The organism is Streptomyces roseus, assembly GCF_001044425.1.
Taxonomy (GTDB): domain Bacteria; phylum Actinomycetota; class Actinomycetes; order Streptomycetales; family Streptomycetaceae; genus Streptomyces; species Streptomyces roseus.
Window position 1 is genome coordinate 1 of sequence record NZ_LFML01000030.1, and the last position, 23048, is coordinate 23048.

The following is a 23048-nucleotide window of genomic DNA, read 5'->3' on the forward strand; positions in this document are numbered from 1 at the left end:
GACCAGCGGCATGGCGGTCCAGGGCAGCATGCGGACCCCGGCCTGGGGGGGCGAGTAGCCGGCGACGCCCTGGAAGAACTGGCTGAGCCGGAAGATCGAGCCGAACATGCCCAGGTACATGAGGAGGCTGGCCGTGTTGATCCCCAGGAAGCCCCGGTTCAGGAAGAGGCGCATGGGCAGCATGGGGTTCGCGTTGCGGAAGCCGTGGACGACGAAGGCACCGACGAGCGCGGTGCCGGCGATCAGTGCGGTCAGTACGGGGCCGCTCGTCCAGCCGTGGGCGTTGGCGTTGACGAGGCCGTAGACGATGCCGAAGAGGCCGCCGCTGATGAGGAGCGTTCCCGGGACGTCGAGCCGGGCGTTCGGGGCGGTGGACTCGGCCAGCTTCAGGCGGGCGAGCGGGAGCAGGGCCAGCCCGATCGGGACGTTCAGCCAGAAGATCCACTGCCAGGAGATGTGCTCGGTGAGGGTGCCGCCGACGAGCGGGCCGCTGGCGACGGCGAGGCCGCTGACGGCGCTGAAGATCCCGAGGGCCATGCCACGGCGGGCGGGCGGGACGGCGGCGGTGAGCAGGGTGAGGGTGAGCGGCATCATGACCGCGGCGCCGACGCCCTGGACGGCGCGGGCGGCGATGAGCTCGTCGATGCCGGGCGAGAGGGCGGCGGCGGCCGAGGCGCCGGTGAACACCGCGAGGCCGGCCATGAAGAGCCGGCGCCGCCCGAAGCGGTCGCCGAGGGCCGCGCCGAACATCAGGAGGACGGCGAAGGTGAGCGTGTACGCGTTCACCGTCCACTCCAGGTCCTCCAGCGCGCCGCCGAGATCCTGGCGGATGGCGGGGAGGGCGGTGGTGACGACGAGGTTGTCGAGGGCGGCCATGAAGCCGGCCACGGAGGTGAGGACGAGCGCCCAGACGGCGGGGCCGCGGAGCGCGGCGGCCCGGGTGTCCCGGGCGCCTTCGGCTTCGTGCGTGGAGTTCACGGTTTTCCCCTGAGGTGGTGAAGAGCCTTGTTAGTTATCACTGACTAACTTTTGCGGCCATGGAAATGCACCGCACGAGGCGGCGGACCGGGCCCGCCGGGGGCTCACTCCCCCGGCCGGCCGGCCCTGCCCTGGACGCGGGCGGCGGGAAACAGCCCCTCCCAGACCCGGTGCCCGGGCGGGAAGCCCATGGCGGCCAGGTTGTTGATCAGCATTCCGTAGGCCATGAAGGTCGTGGTCTCGTTGACGTCCCCGCCGAGGGGGATGTGAACGGTGTCCCAGAGCTCCATCCAGCCCTTGCGCACGAGCTCGCCGAGTTCGTGGTCGCCGGCCGCTTCGGCGGCGGCGATGGTGACGTACATCTGGAGCTGCATCTGGAGCTTGTCCGGATCCTCGGTGATGAGCCGGGCGTACGCGTTCGCCATGGCGTGCGTGGCCTCCTGGCCCTCCAGCCCCTCGGCAGCCGCGGCGAGCACCTCCCGGGTCTCGTGGAGGCAGCGCTCGGCGGCGGCGAGGAAGATCGCCGGCTTGTTGGGGAAGAGCCGGAACAGGTACGGCTGCGAGACGCCCACCCGCTTGGCGATCGCCTCGGTGGAGGTCCCGTGGAAGCCGCCGCGGGCGAACTCGTGCACCGCCGCACGGATGACGCTCTCGCGCCGCTCGTCCGCACTCATCCTTGCCATGCGTGCAAAGTTAGTACTCAATCACTAACTTGGCAAGCCTCTCGCTTTCCGTACGGCGCAGCGGTTCGCACACCTCCGGGCCGCGTCGGCGGGAGGGTGTCGCGCGTCACATCGCAGCCGTGTCACGAACGGGGCCCCTGCTCGCATCTGGTGGTCGTCAACAGCGAGTGGAGAAGGGCGAGAGCGATGAGCGCACAGTCGAAGAGCGGGCGGCGGGCGGATGCGGCCGGGGCGGACAGCGGGGACGGCATCCACCACGTCCTGATCCTGGGGGCGGGGTACGCGGGGATGTCGGCGGCCGTCCAGCTCGGAGCCCGGGTCGGGCGGCGCCCGGACGTGCGGGTGACCCTGGTGAACGCGCAGGAACGGTTCACCGAGCGGCTGCGGCTCCATATGACGGCGACCGGGCAGCAGCTCGCCGAGCTGAGCATCCCGGAGCTGCTGGAGGGGACGGGCGCGCGGTTCGTCCGCGGCTGGGTGACGGCGGTGGACGCGGGCGCGAGGACGGTCCGCATCGACGACGACCGCGTCCTGCACTACGACACGCTGGTCTACGGGCTGGGCAGCGTGGCCGACCTCGCGAGGGTGCCGGGCGTGGAGGAGCACGCGTACACCCTGAACAGCGCCGAGGACGCGGCGGTCCTGGCCGACCGGCTGGACCGGCTCGCGGGCGCCGACGCCGACGGCAGCAGCGGCAGCGGGACGGTGGTCGTCGTCGGGAGCGGGCTGACCGGCGTCGAGTCCGCCGCGGAGATCGCCGAGCGCCACCCCGGCCTGGACGTGGTGCTGCTGGGGCGGCAGGAACCCGGCGCCTCGATGACCCCGAAGGCGGGGGCGTACCTGCGGGCCGCGCTCGGCCGCCTGGGCGTGGCCGTGCGCAGCGCGGTCGAGGTGGTGGAGGTGCTGCCCGGCGCGGTCGAGCTGGCCGGGGGCGAGCGCGTTCGCGCCGACGCGGTCCTGTGGACCAGCGGTACGCGGGTGTCGCCGCTGGCGGCCGCCGCCGGTCTGGCCGTCGACGAGCGCGGCCGCGTCCTCACCGACGCCGCGCTGCGGTCGCTCTCGCACCCGCAGGTGTACGCCGTGGGCGACGCGGCGGCGATCCGGCAGGGCTACGGCGTCATGCACGGCACCTGTCAGGGCGGCATGCCGACCGGCGTGCACGCCGCGGTGTCGATCGTCCGCACGCTGAAGGGCAAGGAGCCCCGGCCGTTCCGCTTCGGCTACTACCACACGCCGGTGAGCCTGGGACGGAACGACGCGGTGGTGCAGTTCACCCGGCCCGACGACAGTCCACGGCGTATTCATCTGACGGGCCGTACGGCGGCGCGGTACAAAGAGGCAGTGAGCGCCGCGCCCTGGCCGACGTACGGCCGTATGAAGAAGATGCCCGCCTCGGGAGCCGTCTGGCCGCGCGGCGGCCGCTTCACCCGCAGCGGGGTGCAGCGGTGACGGGCCCGTCCGCGGAGCCGGACCTGGAGCAGGGCCTGGATCAGGACCAGGACCAGGACCAGGACCAGCAGGTGTTCCACCGGCACCGGAACCTGCTGTTCACGGTGGCCTACCGGATCCTGGGCACGGCGGTGGACGCGGAGGACGCGGTCCAGGACACCTGGATCAAGTGGTCGGCGGCCGACCGCTCACAGGTTGCCGACCCCAAGGCGTACCTGGCGCGGATCGTGTCGAACGAGGCGCTGGCCCGGCTGCGGTCCACCCGCCACCAGCGCGAGACCTACGTCGGCCCGTGGCTCCCCGAGCCCATCCTCACCACGGGCGACACCGCCGAGACCGTCGTGGACGCCGAATCGGTGTCCATGGCCGTGCTCGTCGTACTGGAGACGCTCAGCCCGCTGGAGCGCGCGGTGTTCGTGCTGAAGGAGGTCTTCGACTTCAGCCACGCCGAGATCGCGGAGGCGCTGGAACGCTCCGAGGCGGCGGTGCGCCAAGCCGCTCACCGGGCCCGTGAGCACGTACGGGCGCGCCGGCCGCGCTTCACCGCCGACCGGTCCCGTCGGCGCGAGGTCACGGAGCGGTTCTTCGCCGCCACGACCGGCGGCGACGTCAACGCCCTGATGGAGGTCCTGTCCCCGGACGTGACCCTCTGGACCGACGGCGGCGGCAAGGTCCGCCAGGCCATGCGCCCGGTCCTGGGCGCGCAGACGGTGGCCTCCTGGTTCGCCGCCATGGGCAGCGTCACCTATCAGGGCGTCGCCCCCGCCGACATGAGGGCCGAGCTCGTCGAGATCAACGGCGGCCCCGGCCTGCTGTTCAGCGCACCGGACCGGGTGATCTCCACGGTCACCTTCGACTTCGACGCCGACGGGCGGATCACCACGATCCACAACGTCGCCAACCCGGACAAGCTCCGGGCCGTCGCCGGGGGCACCGCCCACGGCATCGGAACGCGCTGAGCCGGGCGCCGAGCGGGACATCCCCGCCCGGCGCCCGGCCCGGTGCCTCGCCCGGCGCCCGGCTCAGGCCAGGGTCACCACGGCCCGGGACATGCCCAGGACCTTCTGTCCCGCGCTCATCGCCGTGAGGTCCACGCGTACGCGGTTGTCGTCCAGCTTCGCCGCGACCTTGGCCGTGACCTCGATCAGCGCGCCCGCCTCGTCGTTCGGCACCACGACCGGCTTGGTGAAGCGGACGCCGTACTCGACGACCGCACCCGGGTCGCCGACCCAGTCGGTGACCACGCGGATCGCCTCGGCCATGGTGAACATGCCGTGCGCGATCACGTCCGGCAGTCCGACCTCCCGGGCGAACTTCTCGTTCCAGTGGATCGGGTTGAAGTCGCCCGAGGCACCCGCGTAGCGCACCAGCGTGGCGCGCGTCACCGGGAAGGAGCCCGCCGGCAGCTCGGTGCCGACCTCGACGTCGGCGTACTTGATCTGCGCGGTCATCTCAGGCCTCCTCGGGGGCGCGGGAGACGAGCTTCGTCCACGCCGTCACCACGTGCTCGCCGGTCTCGTCGTGGACCTCGCCGCGGATGTCGATGATGTCGTTGCCCGCCATCGACTTCACGGCCTCGATCGTGGAGGTCACCGAGAGCCGGTCACCGGCGCGCACGGGCCGGGAGTACGCGAACTTCTGGTCGCCGTGGACCACGCGGCTGTAGTCCAGGCCCAGCTGCGGGTCCTCCACGACCTGGCCGGCGGCCGCGAACGTGATCGCGAACACGAAGGTCGGCGGGGCGATCACGTCCAGGTGGCCGAACGCCTTGGCGGCATCGGGGTCGGTGTAGACGGGATTCGGGTCCCCCACCGCCACCGCGAATTCGCGGATCTTCTCCCGGCCGACCTCGTACGGATCGGTGGGCGGGTAGCTCCGCCCCACGAAGGACTGGTCGAGCGCCATGGCTCCCTACCTCCTGTTGGAAAAAGTCGGTCACATGAGGAAAACGATCAGAGACCGGCGATCACGGAAACGACACGAGGCCGCCCCCCAAAGAAGGGGACGACCTCATGACGGTGCCTGTATTCGAGACTTCGCTGGGGTCAGCGGGTCTCGCGGTGCGCGGTGTGCGAGTTGCAGCGCGGGCAGTGCTTCTTCATCTCCATGCGGTCCGGGTTGTTACGCCGGTTCTTCTTGGTGATGTAGTTCCGCTCCTTGCACTCCACGCAGGCCAGCGTGATCTTCGGGCGGACGTCGGTGGCAGCCACGTGAGTGCTCCTTGACGGACTATGGGACGGATGAACGCATAAAAGAGTAGCCGATCGGGAGACCGACCCCGCAATCGGCTACTGTGGGTAGCGGCGACCGGACTTGAACCGGTGACACAGCGATTATGAGCCGCTTGCTCTACCGACTGAGCTACGCCGCTTTGATGTGATCAGCCCCCCACCCGAGGGTGGGGAACCTCTCTCACCAGAGCCCCAATGCGGAATCGAACCGCAGACCTTCTCCTTACCATGGAGACGCTCTACCGACTGAGCTATTGGGGCGAGCGATGAAGACATTACACGGTTGCCCGCCCATCGCCCAAATCCTTTGCGGCGACTGGCCTCCGAGGGGTCGGGGAAGGCTTTCCCGATCAAGCGCCAGGTGCCTCCGAGGCCCTTTTCGGGGCAGATTGTGTCCGGGCTCACATTCCCGGCGGGCCCGCGCGACACCCCGAGTCCCGAACCACCGCTCCCGTACGGGGCGGTCGGCGCGAGCGGGCGTCCGCGGCGGAGCGGCACCCACCCGCGCCCCGGCCGTACCCGGTCGCACCCGGCCGGGGCGCGTCCGTACGCCACGCCCCGGCGCGCCCGCACGCACCACACCGGTACGACTATTTCGCTCCTCCCCGGAGCAGGGAGCCCCGCGCCCTAGGCTCTGAGCACGCTGCGTGATCTTGGGCCGCGAGCCGCGGCCACTCGGCCCAGGAACCGCCCGAGCCACCGCAGGAGCGCGATGTCCGACAGCCAGCCGCAGCAGCCCTCCCCCGTCCCACCGGGCGGCCGTGGTGAGGGCGGCGGCCAAGGGGCCCGGCGGCCGCCCGGCGGCGCGCACGCGGCCGCCGCCGAGTCCACCACCCTGCTGCTCTCGGGAGCCCGCCTCACGGACGGCCGTACGGTCGACGTCCGGCTCGGCGGCGGCCGGATCCAGGCCGTCGGCACCGCGGGCAGCCTGCCCTCCCCCGCGCTCGCCCGCGTCGACCTCGGCGGCTACCTGCTGCTCCCCGCCCCCGCCGAGCCGCACGCCCACGGGGACACCGCCCTGACCGCCGACGGCGAGGGACCCGTCTCGTACGGCACCGACGAGGTGCAGCGCCGGGCCACCGAGGCCGCACTGCTCCAGCTCGGGCACGGCGCCACGGCCGTGCGCTCCCACGTCCGGATCGGCGACATGCACGGCCTGGGCCCCCTGGAGGCCGTGCTCCAGGCCCGCCGCTCGCTGCGCGGGCTGACCGACCTGACCACCGTGGCCGTGCCCCGCCTCCTCACCGGGGTGGCCGGCGCCGACGGACTCGCCATGCTGCGGGACGCCGTCAAGATGGGCGCCTCCGTCATCGGCGGCTGCCCGGACCTGGACCCCGACCCGACGGGCTTCCTCGAAGCCGTCCTGGAGCTCGCCGCCGAGCACGGCTGCCCCGTGGACCTGCACACGGACGGTGACGATCCCGGGCGCCTGGCCCGGCTCGCCGCGATGGCCGGCGGGCTGCGGCCGGGGGTGACGATCGGCCCCTGCGGCGGCCTGTCGCGCCTCCCGCTGGACGTGGCGCACCGGGCCGCCGACCAGCTGGCCGCGGCCGGCGTACGGGTCACCTGCCTGCCCCAGGGGGACTGCGCGGCCCTGGAGCGGCGCGGCCTGCGCACGGCTCCCGTACGGCTGCTGCGCGCCGCCGGGGTCCGGGTCGCGGCCGGCAGCGGGGCGCTGCGGGACGCCGGCAACCCGGTCGGCCGCGGCGACCCGCTGGAGGCCGCCTTCCTGCTGGCCTCCCAGGGCGGGCTGCGGGCGGTGGAGGCCTACGCGTCGGTCAGCGGCGCCGCCAGGGAGGCGATGGGCCTGCCGGAGGTCCGGGTGGAGGCCGGCTTCCCCGCGGAGCTGCTGGCCGTGCGGGGGGACCGGATCGCGGGGGTGCTGTCCCTGGCGTACAGCCGGATCGTGATCCACCGCGGCCGGGTGGTGGCCCGCACGAGTGCCGTACGGGAGTACTGCGACTCGGCGGTGGCGGTGGCCATGGACCTGCCCCGCCAGGGCCGTGCGGAGCCCGGCCCCTGACCGTCGCGGCCCGTCGGCCGGCGGTTTCGCGGGGCGGCGGCGCCCGGCTCGTCGTACGGTCGTGGCATGCGCATCGTCATCGCGGGTGGACACGGTCAGATCGCGCTGCGGCTGGAGCGACTCCTCGCCGCACGCGGGTACGAGGTCGCGGGCATCATCCGCGATCCGGGGCAGGGCGACGACCTGCGGGACGCGGGCGCCGAACCGGTGCTCTGCGACCTGGAGTCGGCTTCGGTCGGCCACGTGGCGGGCGTCCTGCAGGACGCGCACGTCGCGGTGTTCGCGGCCGGCGCGGGGCCCGGGAGCGGCGTGGCCCGCAAGTATTCCCTGGACCGGGACGGGGCGGTGCTGTTCACGGACGCGGCCGAACGGGCGGGAGTCCGGCGCTTCCTGATGGTCTCTTCGATGGGCGCGGACGCCCACCACGAGGGCGACGACGTCTTCGACGTCTACCTGCGGGCGAAGGGTGAGGCGGACGACCACCTGCGGACCCGGCTGGGCCTGGAGTGGACGATCCTGCGGCCCGGCTCGCTGACCAACGACCCGGGCACCGGACGGGTGCGGCTGGAGGCGCGGACGGGCCGCGGGGCGGTGCCGCGCGACGACGTGGCCGCCGTGCTGGCGGAGCTGGTCGACACCCCGGCGACGGCCGGCCTTACGCTGGAGCTGATCGAGGGATCGACCCCCGTCGCGGTGGCCGTCAAGGCCGTCGCGGGCAACTGAGGCAGCCCGGGGCCCCGCGGTGACGGGCTCTCAGAACTCGGCGGTCACCTCGTCGTCGGAGCGCCCGACGGAGTCCTGCTGGTACTGGTCCTCGTAGGCCTGCCGGATCCGCTCGATGCGCGCGCTGCGCTCCTCGGCCTCCTTCTCCGGGTAGAGGAGCACCACCTCGTACGAGGTCTCGCGGATGACCTTGCCGGCCCGCTGCCACTGGCCGCGCCCGTCCAGGAGGGTGAGCCCCTCGGGGAAGGCGGGGGTGATCTCGCGGTCCAGGAAGCCCAGGAACTCCTGTTCCGCGACGGGGGCCCGGTCGCCGGGGCGCTCCGTGCCGAAATAGAGCGTGGTCTGCTGGTAGGGCTCGCCCACGTGGCTGTGCAGTGCGGCCCCGACCAGTGCCGGGATCCCGGCTCCGAGGAGGGCGAGCAGCACGCCGCCGCCGACCCTCCCGCGCGTGTCAGAAATGAAGTTCACGTCCGGAGAACGAACACGTGACCCGGACGATACGGGCACCGGTGCGGGCCGTACGAGAAGACCCCCGTTACTGCGTTTCCGCAGTAACGGGGGTCTCACATCGCGTGGCGGCGCCAGGGTTCGAACCTGGGTAGGCTGAGCCGGCAGATTTACAGTCTGCTCCCTTTGGCCACTCGGGCACACCGCCATGATCGCTGCCATTTTTCCGCCTCTCGGCGGCGCTCCCTGGCAACGACGTAAACGATACCTGATGCCCGGGGGTGCTTCGCCACCGGATTGATCAGCACCCGGGGCGGGCGCGGTGGCTAGGCTTTGCCGAGCGGGCCGGGGATGTCCGGCCGCGCCCTCCGGGGCAATGACAGCCGACTTCAAGGAGCCACAGCACATGGCCGACTCCAGTTTCGACATCGTCTCGAAGGTCGAGCGGCAGGAGGTCGACAACGCCCTCAACCAGGCCGCCAAGGAACTCTCGCAGCGCTACGACTTCAAGGGCACCGGCGCCACCATCGCCTGGTCCGGCGAGAAGATCCTGATGGAGGCGAACTCCGAGGAGCGCGTCAAGGCCGTCCTCGACGTGTTCGAGACCAAGCTGGTCAAGCGCGGTATCTCGCTGAAGGCGCTCGACGCCGGCGAGCCGCAGCTGTCCGGCAAGGAGTACAAGATCTTCGCCTCGATCGAGGAGGGCATCTCCCAGGAGAACGCCAAGAAGGTCGCCAAGATCATCCGGGACGAGGGCCCCAAGGGCGTCAAGGCCCAGGTCCAGGGCGAGGAGCTGCGCGTCAGCTCCAAGAGCCGTGACGACCTGCAGGCCGTCCAGGCGCTCCTCAAGGGCAAGGACCTCGACTTCGCGATCCAGTTCGTGAACTACCGCTGATCGCGGTCTCCACCTGCCGTCCGGCGGCCCGGCGGTCCTTCGCGGACCGCCGGGCCGCGGCTGTTCCCGGGGGCCGAGCCCCTCCTCGGGGGCGTGCGGATCATGTGCCCGGAGTGCACGGCGCATGCGCCTCACCAGCCCCCAATGGGCACTTGGGCAACCGTGCCCGCGCCCGCCAGCCTGGCGGTGTTCGTCACCGCGGGACAGGGGAGGCTCACGGATGCCTGGCGTGGATGCGTTTCGCGAGGACTTCGGGGCGTCCGTCGTGGTCGCGCTCGTCGCGCTGCCGCTGTGCGTGGGGGTCGCCGTCGCCTCCGGCGTGCCCGCGGAGCTGGGGATCGTGACCGGGGTGGTGGGCGGGCTGGTCACCGGCTGGTTCCGGGGCAGCTCGCTCCAGGTGAGCGGGCCCGCCGCCGGGCTCACCGTGCTCGTCCACGAGGCGGTGCACACGCACGGGGCCCGCGCCCTGGGGGTCCTGGTGCTGGCGGCCGGGGTGCTCCAGCTGTGCATGGGGGCGCTGCGGCTCGGGCGGTGGTTCCGGGCGATCTCCGTGGCCGTCGTGCACGGGATGCTCGCCGGGATCGGGCTCGTACTGATCGCGGGCCAGCTGTACGCCCTGGGCGGCGTGGCGGCTCCCGGCGCGACCCTGGAGAAGCTGGCCGCGGTCCCCGAGCTCGCCGCGGAGGCGGACTGGGCGGCCGTGGCGCTGGGGGCCGGGACCATCGCGGTCCTGGTGGCCTGGCGCCGGATGCCGGCCCGGCTGCGGCTCGTACCGGGCGCACTGGTCGGGGTGGCGGCCGCCACCTCCGTGACGGTGCTGCTGGGGCTGCCCGTGGACAAGGTGAGCGTGACCGGAGTGCTGGGGGCCGTCGCCCCGCCCGGCTGGGCGGACTTCGGGCTGCTGGCTTCCGCCGGGGCCCTCGGCACCGTGATCGCCCTGGCGCTGATCGCCTCGGCCGAGACCCTGTTCAGCGCGGCCGCCGTCGACCGGATGCACGACGGGCCGCGGACCCACTACGACCGGGAGCTCATGGCCCAGGGCGTCGGCAACACCGTCTGCGGGCTGCTGGGGGCCCTGCCGATGACCGCCGTGATCGTGCGCAGCGCCGCCAACGTGGAGGCCGGGGCCCGCACCCGGGCCTCCCGGGTCATGCACGGCTGCTGGTTGCTGCTGTTCGCCGTCGCACTCCCCCAGCTGCTGCGGATCGTGCCGCTCGCGGCGCTGGCCGGGGTGCTGCTGCACGCCGGCTGGAAGCTGCTGCCGGCCCGGGCCGTCGCCGGCCTGTGGCGCACGCACCGGGGCGAGGCGGTGGTGCTGGTGACGACGGCCGCCGCGATCGTGGCCACCAACCTCTTCGAGGGCGTGCTGGTCGGACTGGGGCTCGCCGTGGCCAAGGCGGCCTGGGAGACCTCCCAGGTGCACATCGAGGGGGTCTGGGAGGGCGGCGAGCTCCACGTCCAGGTCCTGGGAAGCGCCAGCTTCCTGCGCCTGCCGAAGCTGCTCGACGAGCTGGACGCGCTGCCCGCCGGGCACCCGGTACGCCTCGACCTGAGCGGGCTGCGCCACCTCGACCACGCCTGCCTGACGGCCCTGAACGGCTGGGAGCGGAACCGGACGTCCCCGACCGGCCGCGAGGGCGTCATCTAGGGCGGTTACCCTCCGGCGCGTGGACAACGAACTCAAGCGCACGCTGGGGGTGGCCGACGCCGTCGTCGTCGGGCTGGGCGCCATGGTCGGGGCGGGCATCTTCGCCGCCCTCGCCCCGGCGGCGGGCGCGGCGGGGCCGGCGGGCGGCGCGCTGCTCGCGGCCCTGGCGGTGGCGGCCCTGATCGCGTACTGCAACGCGCACTCCTCGGCGCGGCTGGCCGCCCGGTATCCGGCTTCCGGGGGGACCTACGTGTACGGGCGGGAGCGGCTCGGTCCGTTCTGGGGATATCTGGCGGGCTGGGGCTTCGTCATCGGCAAGACCGCCTCGTGCGCGGCGATGGCACTCACCGCGGGGGCGTACGTGTGGCCCGCCGACCCGCATGCCGTGGCCGTCGCGGCGGTGGTGGCGCTGACCGCCGCGAGCTGGGGCGGCGTGCAGAAGTCCGCCCGGATCGCCCGGGTGATCGTGGCGGCGGTACTGGCCGTGCTGGCCGGGGTCGTGGTGGTGTGCCTGACGTCCGGGGCGGCGGACGCGCAGCGGCTCGGCGGCCTGGCCGGCGGCGGCGCCGGCGGTCTGCTGCAGGCGGCCGGGCTGCTGTTCTTCGCCTTCGCGGGGTACGCCCGGATCACCACCCTGGGCGAGGAGGTGCGCGATCCGCGGCGGACGATCCCGCGGGCGGTGCCCCTGGCCCTGGGGATCGCCCTGCTCGTGTACGCCGCCGTGGCGGTGGCCGCCCTGTCGGTGCTGGGCGCCGGGGGCCTGGCGGCTTCGGCGGCCCCGCTGGCCGACGCGGTACGGGCGGCAGGGGTGCCCGGGCTGACCCCCGTGGTCCGGGCCGGGGCGGCCCTGGCGGCGCTGGGCTCGCTGCTGGCCCTGGTGCTCGGGGTGTCGCGGACCACCCTGGCGATGGCCCGCGACGGCCACCTCCCCCGCGCGCTGGCCGCCGTAGACCCCCGGCACCAGGTGCCCCGGCGTGCGGAGCTCGCGGTGGGCGCGGTGGTCGCGGTGCTCGCGGCGAGCACCGATCTGCGGGGCGCGATCGGCTTCTCGTCCTTCGGGGTGCTGGCCTACTACGCGATCGCGAACGCTTCCGCGTGGACGCTCGGTCCAGGTGTCAAGGGCCGGGCCGTGGCGGCGGTCGGGCTGTCCGGCTGCGTCGCACTGGCCTGCGCGCTGCCGGCCGCGTCGGCGCTCGCGGGGGCGGCGGTACTGGCGTTGGGCGCGGCGGCCTACGGGGTGCGCGGCCGGCTCGGGTCCGGGATCTGAACTCCGCCCGGGGCGCCATGTCCGGACCGGCGCACTCCGGGTCCTCGCAGTACCGGACGGTGCCGTGGAGCCCCTCGGAGCCGCCGTCAGCTCCCCTGTCCGCCGGGGGAATCGCCAGGGTCCTCGCGCGCCGAGTCGTACCCGATGAAGTACGTGGGCCGGCGCTGCACCGCGGTGTAGATCCGCCCGATGTACTCGCCGAGGAGCCCCACGCAGATCAGCTGCACGCCGCCCAGGAACAGCATGGCGACGAACAGCGAGCTCCAGCCGGGCACGGTCTTGCCGAGCAGGAAGACCACCAGCGTCCAGGCGATCATCACGAAGCAGGTGACGAAGCTGATGACGCCGAGCCAGGTCGCCAGCCGCAGCGGCGCGGCGGAGAAGTTGGTGATGCCGTCCACGGCGAGGCGGATCATCTTGCTCAGCGGGTACTTGGTCTCGCCCGCCACCCGCTCGCCCCGGCGGTACGTCACCTGCCCGCTCGGGAAACCGAGCCACGGCACCAGCAGCCGGTAGACCTGGTGCTGGTCCGGCAGGGACTTGAGGGCTTCGACTGCCTCGCGGCTGAGCAGCCGGAAGTCCCCGGCCTGCGCGGGCACCTGCTTGCCGACCATGCGGCGCATCAGCCAGTAGTAGGCGGCGGCGGTGCGGCGCTTGAAGCCGGTGTCGGTGCTGCGGTCGGAGCGGACGCCGTAGACGATGTCGAGGTTCTCGGACCGGGCCAGGTCCAGCATCTCCGGTATTTTCTCCGGCGGATCCTGGAGGTCGGCGTCGATGCTGGCCACGTACGCCCCGACCGAGCTGTGCAGTCCGGCGCGCAGGGCGGCCTGGTGGCCGGAGTTGCCGCGCAGCCGGACGATGCGCAGCTGGGGCCAGTCCGTCCGGAACTTCTCCAGGAGTTCGGCGGTCCGGTCGGTGCTCCCGTCGTCGACGGCCAGCACCTCGTACGGGACGCCGGTCTCGTCGAGCACCGGGCGCAGCCGGCCCACCAGGGCGGGGAGGGCCTCTTCCTCGTTGTACATCGGCACGATGACCGAGAGGGTCGTGGCCGTGCTCGCGGACGACACCGGCTCTGCCGTCTACCGGGACGCGAACGGCGCGTCGGTCGGGACGATCTCACGGCCCAGCGGGAGCAGGGACAGCGGGACCATCTTGAAGTTGGCGATGCCGAACGGGATGCCGATGATCGTCACGCACAGGGCGATGCCGGTGACGATGTGGCCGAGGGCCAGCCACCAGCCCGCGAGGACCAGCCACAGGACGTTGCCGACGCAGGATCCGGCGCCCGCGTCGTGGCGCTCGACGGTGGTGTACCCGAAGGGCCACAGGGCGTACAGGGCGATGCGGAAGGCCGCGATGCCGAACGGGATCCCGATGATCGTGATGCACAGGAGCACGCCCGCCAGGCAGTAGCCCAGGAAGAGCCAGATGCCGCTGAGGACGAGCCAGATGATGTTGAGGAGGGTCTTCATCGGCTGCGTCCTGCCATCTGTTCGAGCCGGGCGATGCGCTCGGCCATCGGGGGGTGGGTCGAGAACATCTTAGAAAGGCCCTGGCCCGGGCGGAACGGATTGGCGATCATCATGTGACTCGCGGTCTCCAGCCTGGGTTCGGGGGGCAGCGGGAGCTGCTTGACTCCCGCGTCCAGCTTGCGCAGGGCGCTTGCCAGGGCGAGCGGGTCGCCGGTGAGCTGGGCGCCGGACGCGTCCGCCTCGTACTCGCGCGAACGGCTGATCGCCAGCTGGATCACCGAGGCGGCCAGCGGGCCCAGGATCATGATCAGCAGCATGCCGAGGATGCCGGGCCCCTCGTCGTCGTCGGACCGGCCGACCGGGATCAGCCAGGCGAAGTTCACCAGGAACATGATGACGGAGGCCAGGGCTCCGGCGACGGACGAGATCAGGATGTCGCGGTTGTAGACGTGGCTCAGCTCGTGGCCGATGACCCCGCGCAGCTCGCGCTCGTCGAGGATGCGCAGGATCCCCTCGGTGCAGCAGACGGCCGCGTTGCGCGGGTTGCGGCCGGTGGCGAACGCGTTCGGCGCCTCGGTCGGCGAGATGTAGAGCCGGGGCATGGGCTGGCGCGCGGACGTGGAGAGCTCGCGCACCATGCGGTAGAGCTGCGGGGCCTCGAACTCGCTGACGGGGCGGGCGCGCATCGCGCGTAGAGCCAGTTTGTCGCTGTTCCAGTACGCGTACGCGTTCGTCCCGAGGGCGACGAGGACGGCGATGATCAGGCCGCCCCGCCCGAAGAAACTCCCGATGAGGATGATGAGTGCCGACAGCCCGCCGAGGAGTACGGCGGTCTTCAGCCCGTTGTGCCGGCGGTGCACGGTACGCCCTCCAAGTGGTGCGGCAGGGGAGCCCCGTCCTGGTTCTGAGGGTCTACGGTCCAGTGGACCCTCCCTCATCGCTCAACGCGAGGTGAGGGCGTCTGGTTCCCAGGGCGCGGCGGGCCCGCCGCCCGGGGGGCCGGGGCGGCGGGCGTACGGCGGGCGTTGGGCCGTACGGGTCACGGCGTACGGGCCTGCCGGCGCGGGGCCCCTCGTGCGGGCCCCGGGCGACGGCGGGCTAGAGCGGGAACAGGCTGCCCGACGCGAAGCGCAGGACCAGCTGCGGGGCGAGCGAGAGCACCACCGCGACGACGGCCGTGACCGCGATCGCGGCGGAGACCGGCCACGGGGCCTTCGTACGGACGCCGTCGGCGGGGGTCTCGGGGGCGCGGAAGAGCAGTGCCGTCCAGCGCAGGTAGTAGTACAGGGCGATGACGACGTTGACCGCCATGACCACGGCCAGCCAGCCGAGGCCCGCGTCGACCGCGGAGCGGAAGACGGTGACCTTGGCGAAGAGGCCGATGAGGCCCGGCGGCAGGCCGGCCAGGCAGACCAGGAAGAAGGCCAGCGCGAGGGCGGCCGCCGGGCGCCGCGCGTACAGGCCGCGGTAGTCGCTGATCCGGTTCTGCGGGTGCGTCCGGGCGACCAGGGCGGCCACCGCGAAGGCGCCGAGGTTCACGGCGCCGTACATCAGGGCGTACGCGACGGTGGAGCCGATCTGGTCGCGCCCGGAGTACGCGGCGGCGGCGATCGGGACGAGCAGGTAGCCGGCCTGGCCGACGGAGGACCAGGCGAGGAGCCGGACCGCGCTGTTGCGCCGGTCGGCGCGCTGGCGCACGGCGGCGGCGTTGCCGAGCGTCATGGTGAGCGCGGCAAGGACGGCGAGGGCCGGGCCCCAGATGTCGGAGTACGCCGGGAAGGCGATCACCGTGACGAGGATGAGCCCGGTGAAGCCGACGGCCTTGCCGATCACGGAGAGGTAGCCCGCGATGGGCAGCGGCGCGCCGACGTAGGTGTCCGGGACCCAGAAGTGGAAGGGGACGGCGGCGGTCTTGAAGGCGAAGCCGACGAGGGTGAGCGCGACGCCGGCCATGGCGAGGGTGTCGAGCTGCCCGGGGACGTCTTCGAGCCGGTCGGCGACCTGGGTGAGGTGCAGGGAGCCGGTGGCGGCGTAGACGAAGCTGACGCCCATCAGCGACACGGCGGTGGCGGTGACGGAGGACAGGAAGAACTTGAGGGCGGCCTCGGAGGAGAGCCGGTCGCCGCGGCGCATGCCCACGAGGGCGAAGGCGGGCAGCGAGGCGACTTCGAGGGCGACGATGAGGGTGGCGAGGTCGCGGGAGGCGGGCAGCAGGGCGGCGCCCGCGGCGGAGGACAGCAGCAGGAACCAGTACTCGCCGGCCGGCATGCGCGCGTCGCGGACCGCGGTGACCGACAGCAGGGCCGTGACCAGGGCGCCCGCCAGTACCAGGAACTGGATGACCAGCGCGAAGTGGTCGGCGGTGTAGCTGCACGCGCCGGGGTCGGCGGTGAGGCAGAAGGTGGCGCGGTCGCCGGCGCGCAGCGGGATCAGGGTGGCGGTCGCGGCGGCGAGGCCGGCGACGGAGAGCCAGCCGAGCAGCGGCTTGCGGCGCTCCGGTACGAAGAGGTCGGCGACCAGGACGACCAGAGCGACGGCGGCGGGCAGGACCACCGGGGTGATCGCGAGCCAGTCGACGCTCTGGACGAGGCTCGCGGCCTGGGCGGCCGGGGCCGCGGCCGCGGTGGGCAGGGCCGTCATGGCCGTCATGCGTTGCCTCCTGCGAGGAGCTTCTGGACGGCCGGGTCGGTGAGGCCGAGGAGGACGGCGGGCCACAGGCCGGCGAGGACGGTGAGGGCCACGAGCGGGGTCCAGGCGGCGAACTCGTAGTGCCGGATGTCGGCGAGTTCGAGCGCCGGTCCGGACGCCGCCCCCGGCGCGGGATCCGGCTGGGCGTTGGGGTCGCCCATGCAGACGCGCCGGACGACGGTCAGCAGGTAGGCGGCGGTGAGCAGGGTGCCGAACGCCCCGAAGGCCATGTACGTCAGGAACGCGGGCCGGGCCAGTCCCCGCGCCGGCTCGAACGCGCCGAACAGGGCCAGCATCTCGCCCCAGAAGCCGGCCAGGCCGGGCAGGCCGAGCGAGGCGACGGCGGCGAAGGCGAGGAAGGCGCCGAGGCGGGGGGCGCGGCCGTAGAGGGCGGCGCCGGTGGCTCCGGCGAGGGTGTCGAGGTCGGCGGTGCCGTAGCGGTCCTTGAGGGCGCCGACCAGGAAGAAGAGGAGGCCGGTGATCAGGCCGTGGGCGATGTTCGCGAACAGCGCGCCGTTGACCCCGGTGGGGGTCATGGAGGCGATGCCGAGGAGCACGAAGCCCATGTGGCCGACCGAGGAGTACGCGATGAGGCGCTTGAGGTCGCCCTTGTTGCCCTTGCGGGCGAGCCAGAGGCAGGCGAGCGACCCGTAGACGATGCCGACGGCGGCGAAGGCGCCCAGGTAGGGGGCGAAGGTCGCCATGCCGTCGGGGGTGACCGGCAGCAGGATGCGGACGAACCCGTAGGTGCCCATCTTGAGCAGGACGCCGGCCAGCAGGACGGAGCCGACGGTGGGCGCGGCCGTGTGGGCGTCGGGCAGCCAGCTGTGCAGGGGCCACATCGGGGTCTTCACGGCCAGGCCGGTTCCGATGGCGAGGACGGCCAGGAGCTGGGTGGTGTGGGTCAGTCCGCGGCCGTTGTCGGAGGCGAGTGCCACCATGTCGAAGGTGCCGCTGTTCACTCCGATGAGCAGCAGTCCGAGGAGCATGACCACGGAGCCGAGGAGGGTGTAGAGGATGAACTTCCAGGCGGCGGCCTGCCTCTGAGCACCGCCCCAGCGGGCGATGAGGAAGTACATCGGGATGAGGACCATCTCGAAGGCGAGGAAGAACAGCAGCAGGTCGAGGACGGCGAAGGTCGCGAGGGTGCCGGACTCCAGGACGAGCAGCAGGGCGACGAAGGCCTTCGGGGAGGGGCCTTCGGGGAGCTTGAAGTAGCTGTAGAGCGCGCAGAGGAAGAACAGCAGCGCGGTCATCAGGAGGAGGGGGAGCGAGATGCCGTCGATGCCGAGGTGGATCCGGACGTTCAGCGCCTGGATCCAGCTGATGTCCGTGGTCGCCTGGAAGCGGGCCGGGGTGTCCTGGTCGAAGCCCAGGGCGAGGGCGACGGCCGCGGCGAGGACCACGCCGGTCACGGTCACGCCGTGGCGCAGCACGGCCTGTTCGGGGCTCTTGCCCTTGAGTCCGGGCGGGGCGGGCAGGAGGGCCGCGAGGGCGCCGAGGAGCGGTGCGGCCACGACGAACGCCAGAAGGAACTGCATCACGGACGGGCTGATATCAATCACGGCTGACTCACGGCTCACGATCCGGCGTTGACGTTGGCGAGGACGGCGGTGGCGATCGCCAGGACCACGGCGCCGGCGAGCAGGGCGCTCAGGTAGCTCTGCACGTTGCCGGTCTGGGCACGGCGTACGAGGCTGCCGAGCAGCCGGGGGCCGGCGCCCGCGCCGCTGACGTACGTGTCCACGACCTCGCGGTCGAGGAAGCGGACGAGGCTCGCGGCGGCGCGGACGGGGCGGACGAACAGCCGGTCGTAGACGGCGTCGAGGTGGAAGCCGTCGGCCGCGTGGCGGTGCAGGGGCCCGAGCAGTGCCCGGCCGGGGTCGGCGGCGGGGCCGGCCGGGACGGCGGGGTGTTCGTGGGCGACCTCCGCGACCTCGGGCGTCTCGGCGGCGGATTCGGCCGCGGCGGTGGCCGCGGACACCGCGGCGGCGACGGCGGGGGGCTGGTCGGCCGCGGCGAGGGTGGCGCCGGGAGCGGGTGTGGCCGTGGCGGGGGCCGTGGCGGCCTTCGCGGCGGCCCGCTGCCACAGGGCGTAGGTCAGTACCGCGCCGACGGCGGCGGCTCCGGTGCCGAGGACGGAGGTGACCGGCGTGGGGGTGAGGCCGTTGCCGTCGAACCAGTCGGCGATCGGACCGGCGGCGAGGCCGAGTCCGAGGGACGGGATCGCCAGCAGCCACAGCACGCCGGTCATGGCGAGGGGCTCCTTGCCGTGGTCGGGGGCGGCCGCGCCCCGGCCGCGGAAGGCCATCAGCCACAGCCGGGCGGCGTAGGCGGCGGTGAGCAGGGCGGTCAGGACGCCCGCGACGAGGACGAGCCAGCCGGCGGCGCTGGGAGCGGCCTGCGTGTGCCCGCCGGCGGCGTGCTCGGCGGCGACGAGGACGGCTTCCTTGGAGAAGAAGCCGGCGAAGGGCGGGATCGCGGCGAGCGCGAGCAGCGCGATCGTCATGGTCCAGAAGGCGTCGGGGATGCGCTGGGACAGGCCGTCCATGCGGGACATGGCGGCGAGGGAGTTCGTCCCGGCGGCATGGATGATCACGCCGGCGCCGAGGAACAGCAGCGCCTTGAAGGCGCCGTGGGACAGGAGGTGGAAGACGGCGGCGCCGCGGTCGCCGACGGCCAGGGCCCCGGTCATGTAGCCGAGCTGGCCGATCGTGGAGTAGGCGAGCACGCGCTTGATGTCGTCCTGGGCCAGGGCGGCGAGGCCGGAGCCGACCATCGTGACGGCCGCCATGACGGCCATGACCACCATCGCGGCCTGCGAGGCCTCGAAGACCGGCAGGAGGCGGGCGACGAAGTAGACACCGGCGGCGACCATCGTCGCGGCGTGGATCAGCGCGGACACGGGGGTGGGGCCGGCCATGGCGTCGGGGAGCCAGGTGTGCAGCGGGAACTGCGCGGACTTGCCCGCGACCCCGGCGAGCAGCAGCAGCGCGATCAGGGTCGGGTGGTCGAGTCCGCCCGCGGCGACGGTGTCCAGGATCTTGGTGATCCGGAAGGAGCCGGCGTCGGTGGCGAGCGCGAACAGGCCGATCAGGAAGGGGACGTCGCCCAGCTTGGTGACGAGGAAGGCCTTCAGGGAGGCGGAGCGGGCCGCCTCGGTCTCCCAGTAGTGGCCGACGAGGAAGTACGAGCAGATGCCCATGACCTCCCAGCCGACCAGCAGCACCATCAGGTCGCCGGAGTAGACGACGAGCAGCATGGCGGAGGTGAACAGCGAGACCAGGGCGGCGTACGAGGGGTAGCGCGGGTCCTCGCGGAGGTACGCGGTGGAGTAGAGCTGTACGCAGGTGGCGACGACGCCGACCAGCACGGCGACCAGGACGGCGAATCCGTCCAGGTAGAGCGCGAGGTCGATCGGCACCGAGCCGGTCGGGGTCAGTTGCGTCGAGGCGACGATCGGCTCGCCGCCGCCCTGGCGGACGGCGACGACGACGGCCAGTACGGCGGAGGCCAGGGCCGGCAGCACGGCGAGGGGCCGGGCGAATCCGGGGGCGCTGCGGCCGAGCAGCAGTCCCGCGAGCGCGCCCAGGAAGGGCAGGAGCGGGACGAGGACGGCGAGGGTCGTGGTGCTCACGCGGTGACCTCGCTCTGGTGGTTCGGGGCGGGCCGGCCGTCCGGGGTGTCCGGGCCGGGCTCGTGGCGCTCCGCGGTGTCGCGCAGCCGGTCGACGTCCGAGGTGCCGCGGTTGCGGTACACCATCAGCACGATCGCGAGGCCGATGCCGATCTCGGCGGCGGCGATGGCGATGGTGAAGAGGGTGAGGGCCTGGCCGGCGTGCAGGGCGTCGCGCAGCCAGACGTCGAAGGCCACCAGGTTGAGGTTGACGGCGTTGAGCATCAGCTCGACGGACATCAGGACCAGGATGGCGTTGCGGCGGGCGAGTACTCCGTACAGGCCCGTGCAGAAGAGGAGCGCCGCGAGCACGGCGGGGTAGGCGAGGTGCATCAGCGCTGCTGCCCCTTCGGGTGGTCTTCGGGTCCGGCGACGGCGTCCCTGCGGGAGAGCACGATGGCGCCGATCAGGGCCGCGAGGAGGAGGACGGAGAGCGCTTCGAAGGGCAGCACCCAGTGCTGGAAGAGGATCTCGCCGGAGACCTTCGTCGAGCCCTGGGCGGGTCCGTCGAGGTCGATCCACGTGGTGCGGAAGGCGTCGACGACGACCCAGACGAGGGACGCGGCCGCGACGAGGGCGACGCCGAGGGCCACCCAGCGGTTGTTCGAGTCGGCGTCCGGGGAGCGGCCGATGGGCGCCTTGGTGAGCATCAGCCCGAAGAGGAGGAGGACGACCACGGAGCCGAGGTAGATCAGGACCTGGACCCAGGCGATGAACTCGGCGGTCAGCAGCAGGTACTCGACGGCGATGCCCCCGAGGGCGACGACCAGCCACAGGGCCGCGTGCACGAGCTGCTTGGTGGTGACGGTGACGACGGCCGCGCCGAGGGTGGCGAGGCCGACGAGGAGGAAGGCGATCTCGACGCCGGTCGGGGAGAGGAACCCGTGGCCCGTCGCCGCGGCGGCCAGGGTGGTGGCCGCGGGGGTCAGGTCGCTCACGCGTCCGCCTCCGGGGTGGTGGGGGTGTCGGTCCCGGGCGCCGCGGGCGTCCCGGGCGCTGCGGCCTCGGCGGCTGCGGCGGCTGCTGCCGCGGCGGCCGCGGCTTCGGCCTTCTCCGCCGCCTTCCGGGCCGCGGCGATCTCCTTGGGCTCCTCCGCGGCCGGATCCAGGGCGGGCGGGGCCGGAACGGTCCACATCCACTCGCGCAGCTTGTCGCGCTCGTGGGTGAGTTCGAGGATGTCCGTCTCCGCGTACTCGAACTCCGGCGACCAGAAGAGGGCGTCGAAGGGGCACACCTCGATGCAGATGCCGCAGTACATGCAGAGGGAGAAGTCGATCGCGAACCGGTCGAGGACGTTGCGGCTGCGCTCGCGTCCGCCGGGGGTGGCGGCCGGGACCGTCTCCTTGTGGGAGTCGATGTAGATGCACCAGTCGGGGCACTCGCGGGCGCACAGCATGCAGACCGTGCAGTTCTCCTCGAACAGGCCGATGACCCCGCGGGTGCGGGGCGGGAGTTCGGGCTGCACCTCGGGGTACTGGGCGGTGTGCGCGCGCTTCGTCATCGTGCGCAGGGTGACGGCGAGGCCCTTGGCGAGGCCGGATCCGGGGATGGGCATCAGCTGATCGCCACCTTCACGATGCCGGTGAGCGCGATCTGGGCGAGCGCGAGCGGGATGAGTGTGGTCCAGGCGAGCTTCTGGAGCTGGTCCTCGCGCAGCCGCGGGTAGCTGACGCGGAGCCAGATCACGACGAAGGCGAGGACGGCGGTCTTGAGCAGGGTCCAGACCCAGCCGTCGGCGACCGGGCCGTGCCAGCCGCCGAGGAAGAGGACGGTGGTGAGGGCGCAGAGGACGACGATGCCGGCGTACTCGGCGAGCAGGAACAGCGCGAAGCGCAGGCCGGTGTACTCGGTGTACGCGCCGAAGATGATCTCGGAGTCGGCGACGGGCATGTCGAAGGGCGGCCGCTGGAGTTCGGCGAGGCCTGCGGTGAAGAAGACGAGCGCGCCGGTGATCTGCCAGGGGAGCCACCACCACTGGAAGGCATCGACGATGCCGGGGAGGGACACGGTCCCGGCGGCCATCGCGACGGAGGCGGCGGCGAGCAGCATGGGCAGCTCGTAGGCGAGGAGCTGAGCGGCGGTGCGCAAGCCTCCGAGCAGGGAGAACTTGTTCGCGGAGGCCCAGCCGGCCATGAGGCTGCCGAGGACGCCGACGCCCATGACGGCCAGCACGAAGAAGAGCCCGGCGTCGATGGCCTGGCCGACGGCGCCCTCGCCCGGTCCGATGGGGATGGCGACCAGGACGAGGAGGTACGGGAGCAGGGCGACGGCGGGGGCGAGCTGGAAGATGCGGCGGTCGGCGCCCGCCGGGACCACGTCTTCCTTCTGCGCGAACTTCACGCCGTCGGCGACGAGCTGGGCCCAGCCGTGGAAGCCGCCGGCGTACATGGGGCCGAGGCGGCCCTGCATGTGCGCCATGACCTTGTGCTCGGTCTGCCCGACGACGAGCGGGAGCACGAGGAACACGGCGAAGACGACGATGAGTCGCAGTGCGACGTCGAGGACGTCGTTCACGCGTCGCCTCCGTTGGTGTCGGGTCCGTCTGGTCCGTGTGGGTCGTCTGGTTCGTCGGGTTCGGGTACGGCGGGGCCCGCACCGGGTTCCGGCCCGGCCGCGGGTGCGGGCGTGGGCTGCGGTTCCGTGAAGGCGGGCCGGGCGTGGTGCCAGGGGGCGTCCGCACTGCGGGGTGCGGGGCGCCTGCCCGGCGCCACGGTGCGGCCGCGGATCGTCTGGCCCGGAGCCGGGTCGGCCTGCGGGGCGGCCTCGGAAGCTGCCTCGGGCGCGGCCTCGGGCGCCGCCTCCGGGACCGGGGGTGTCGCCCCGGATTCCGCCGCGGGGGTCGCCTGGCTCGCCGAGCCCTCCGAGACCG

Annotated in this window: 23 protein-coding genes, 3 tRNA genes and 1 pseudogene; 8 read left to right on the forward strand and 19 right to left on the reverse strand. The window is 72.9% G+C overall.

Features of this window, described 5'->3' with window-relative positions; translation table 11 throughout:
- The coding region (locus tag ACS04_RS07930) for an MFS transporter (RefSeq protein WP_425337812.1) at positions 1-978 on the reverse strand (978 nt) is incomplete at its 3' end.
- A 104-nt stretch (positions 979-1082) separates the two neighbouring features.
- The gene (locus tag ACS04_RS07935; RefSeq protein WP_048475826.1) at positions 1083-1661 is read right to left on the reverse strand and encodes a TetR/AcrR family transcriptional regulator; all 579 of its coding nucleotides are present in this window, start codon (positions 1659-1661) and stop codon (positions 1083-1085) included.
- A gap of 186 nt (positions 1662-1847) precedes the next feature.
- On the opposite strand from ACS04_RS07935, the gene ACS04_RS07940 reads away from it, so the two are divergent.
- Together ACS04_RS07940 and ACS04_RS07945 are read left to right on the forward strand one after the other, a co-directional pair.
- Positions 1848-3110 (forward strand): NAD(P)/FAD-dependent oxidoreductase, encoded by a 1263-nt coding sequence (locus ACS04_RS07940; RefSeq protein WP_048475827.1) that lies wholly within the window; start codon positions 1848-1850, stop codon positions 3108-3110.
- Positions 3111-3145: 35 nt separating this feature from the next.
- Positions 3146-4069: an RNA polymerase sigma-70 factor gene (locus ACS04_RS07945; protein WP_048475841.1), complete on the forward strand. Its 924-nt coding sequence runs from the start codon at positions 3146-3148 to the stop codon at positions 4067-4069.
- Positions 4070-4132: 63 nt separating this feature from the next.
- Here ACS04_RS07945 and ACS04_RS07950 read toward each other — a convergent pair whose 3' ends face one another.
- The 5 genes from ACS04_RS07950 to ACS04_RS07970 form a co-directional block, all read right to left on the reverse strand.
- Positions 4133-4561, reverse strand: a complete 429-nt coding sequence (locus ACS04_RS07950; protein ID WP_048475828.1) for a MaoC family dehydratase — start codon at positions 4559-4561, stop codon at positions 4133-4135.
- Position 4562: 1 nt separating this feature from the next.
- Complete coding sequence (locus ACS04_RS07955; RefSeq protein WP_048475829.1) at positions 4563-5015, reverse strand: MaoC family dehydratase N-terminal domain-containing protein; 453 nt, start codon at positions 5013-5015, stop codon at positions 4563-4565.
- Between the two features lie 140 nt (positions 5016-5155).
- Positions 5156-5320, reverse strand: a complete 165-nt coding sequence (gene rpmG, locus ACS04_RS07960) for a 50S ribosomal protein L33 (RefSeq protein ID WP_007265873.1) — start codon at positions 5318-5320, stop codon at positions 5156-5158.
- Positions 5321-5408: 88 nt separating this feature from the next.
- Positions 5409-5481 (reverse strand) — tRNA-Met (locus ACS04_RS07965).
- 48 nt (positions 5482-5529) lie between these two features.
- Positions 5530-5602: transfer RNA gene (locus ACS04_RS07970), tRNA-Thr, on the reverse strand.
- A 451-nt stretch (positions 5603-6053) separates the two neighbouring features.
- On the opposite strand from ACS04_RS07970, the gene ACS04_RS07975 reads away from it, so the two are divergent.
- Both ACS04_RS07975 and ACS04_RS07980 read left to right on the forward strand, forming a co-directional pair.
- Positions 6054-7364, forward strand: a complete 1311-nt coding sequence (locus ACS04_RS07975) for an amidohydrolase family protein (RefSeq protein ID WP_209441659.1) — start codon at positions 6054-6056, stop codon at positions 7362-7364.
- Positions 7365-7430: 66 nt separating this feature from the next.
- A complete protein-coding gene (locus ACS04_RS07980; protein WP_048475830.1) occupies positions 7431-8087 on the forward strand; it encodes an SDR family oxidoreductase in 657 nt (218 codons plus the stop codon).
- A gap of 30 nt (positions 8088-8117) precedes the next feature.
- Here the strand turns inward: ACS04_RS07980 and ACS04_RS07985 are convergent, their stop codons facing one another.
- On the reverse strand, positions 8118-8555 hold the full coding sequence (locus tag ACS04_RS07985; protein WP_048475831.1) for a DUF3574 domain-containing protein: 438 nt from the start codon (positions 8553-8555) through the stop codon (positions 8118-8120).
- 105 nt (positions 8556-8660) lie between these two features.
- Positions 8661-8742: transfer RNA gene (locus tag ACS04_RS07990), tRNA-Tyr, on the reverse strand.
- A gap of 198 nt (positions 8743-8940) precedes the next feature.
- On the opposite strand from ACS04_RS07990, the gene ACS04_RS07995 reads away from it, so the two are divergent.
- The 3 genes from ACS04_RS07995 (at position 8941) to ACS04_RS08005 (ending at position 12344) form a co-directional block, all read left to right on the forward strand.
- Positions 8941-9429 carry a YajQ family cyclic di-GMP-binding protein gene (locus tag ACS04_RS07995; RefSeq protein ID WP_030298135.1) on the forward strand — a complete coding sequence of 163 codons (489 nt, stop codon included), beginning with the start codon at positions 8941-8943 and terminating at the stop codon, positions 9427-9429.
- 220 nt (positions 9430-9649) lie between these two features.
- Positions 9650-11077 (forward strand): SulP family inorganic anion transporter, encoded by a 1428-nt coding sequence (locus tag ACS04_RS08000; RefSeq protein ID WP_053080725.1) that lies wholly within the window; start codon positions 9650-9652, stop codon positions 11075-11077.
- A 19-nt stretch (positions 11078-11096) separates the two neighbouring features.
- The gene (locus tag ACS04_RS08005) at positions 11097-12344 is read left to right on the forward strand and encodes an APC family permease (RefSeq protein ID WP_048475833.1); all 1248 of its coding nucleotides are present in this window, start codon (positions 11097-11099) and stop codon (positions 12342-12344) included.
- Between the two features lie 86 nt (positions 12345-12430).
- Here ACS04_RS08005 and ACS04_RS08010 read toward each other — a convergent pair whose 3' ends face one another.
- The 10 genes from ACS04_RS08010 to ACS04_RS08055 form a co-directional block, all read right to left on the reverse strand.
- Entirely contained in the window at positions 12431-13411 is a 981-nt protein-coding gene (locus ACS04_RS08010) for a glycosyltransferase family 2 protein (protein ID WP_107438561.1), read from the reverse strand.
- 12 nt (positions 13412-13423) lie between these two features.
- On the reverse strand, positions 13424-13816 hold the full coding sequence (locus tag ACS04_RS08015; protein ID WP_048475834.1) for a YccF domain-containing protein: 393 nt from the start codon (positions 13814-13816) through the stop codon (positions 13424-13426).
- The gene (gene htpX, locus ACS04_RS08020; RefSeq protein WP_048475835.1) at positions 13813-14676 is read right to left on the reverse strand and encodes a zinc metalloprotease HtpX; all 864 of its coding nucleotides are present in this window, start codon (positions 14674-14676) and stop codon (positions 13813-13815) included. The genes ACS04_RS08015 and htpX overlap by 4 nt, the downstream gene beginning before the upstream one ends.
- 238 nt (positions 14677-14914) lie before the next feature.
- On the reverse strand, positions 14915-16465 hold the full coding sequence (locus tag ACS04_RS08025) for an NADH-quinone oxidoreductase subunit N (RefSeq protein WP_245236320.1): 1551 nt from the start codon (positions 16463-16465) through the stop codon (positions 14915-14917).
- Entirely contained in the window at positions 16462-18045 is a 1584-nt protein-coding gene (locus ACS04_RS08030; protein ID WP_048475836.1) for a complex I subunit 4 family protein, read from the reverse strand. The genes ACS04_RS08025 and ACS04_RS08030 overlap by 4 nt, the downstream gene beginning before the upstream one ends.
- A gap of 38 nt (positions 18046-18083) precedes the next feature.
- The gene (locus ACS04_RS08035; RefSeq protein ID WP_048475837.1) at positions 18084-20141 is read right to left on the reverse strand and encodes an NADH-quinone oxidoreductase subunit 5 family protein; all 2058 of its coding nucleotides are present in this window, start codon (positions 20139-20141) and stop codon (positions 18084-18086) included.
- Positions 20138-20512, reverse strand: a complete 375-nt coding sequence (nuoK, locus tag ACS04_RS08040; RefSeq protein WP_048475838.1) for an NADH-quinone oxidoreductase subunit NuoK — start codon at positions 20510-20512, stop codon at positions 20138-20140. Before nuoK ends, ACS04_RS08035 begins: the two co-directional genes overlap by 4 nt.
- Entirely contained in the window at positions 20512-21108 is a 597-nt protein-coding gene (locus ACS04_RS08045; protein ID WP_048475845.1) for an NADH-quinone oxidoreductase subunit J family protein, read from the reverse strand. Before ACS04_RS08045 ends, nuoK begins: the two co-directional genes overlap by 1 nt.
- Positions 21109-21113: 5 nt before the next feature.
- Positions 21114-21734, reverse strand: a complete 621-nt coding sequence (locus tag ACS04_RS08050; RefSeq protein WP_398024913.1) for a NuoI/complex I 23 kDa subunit family protein — start codon at positions 21732-21734, stop codon at positions 21114-21116.
- Positions 21734-22693 carry a complex I subunit 1/NuoH family protein gene (locus tag ACS04_RS08055; RefSeq protein ID WP_048475839.1) on the reverse strand — a complete coding sequence of 320 codons (960 nt, stop codon included), beginning with the start codon at positions 22691-22693 and terminating at the stop codon, positions 21734-21736. Before ACS04_RS08055 ends, ACS04_RS08050 begins: the two co-directional genes overlap by 1 nt.
- A 111-nt stretch (positions 22694-22804) precedes the next feature.
- Between ACS04_RS08055 and ACS04_RS38860 the strand changes: the two are divergent.
- Positions 22805-23048 (forward strand): annotated as a pseudogene (locus tag ACS04_RS38860) (hypothetical protein); the annotation flags it as partial.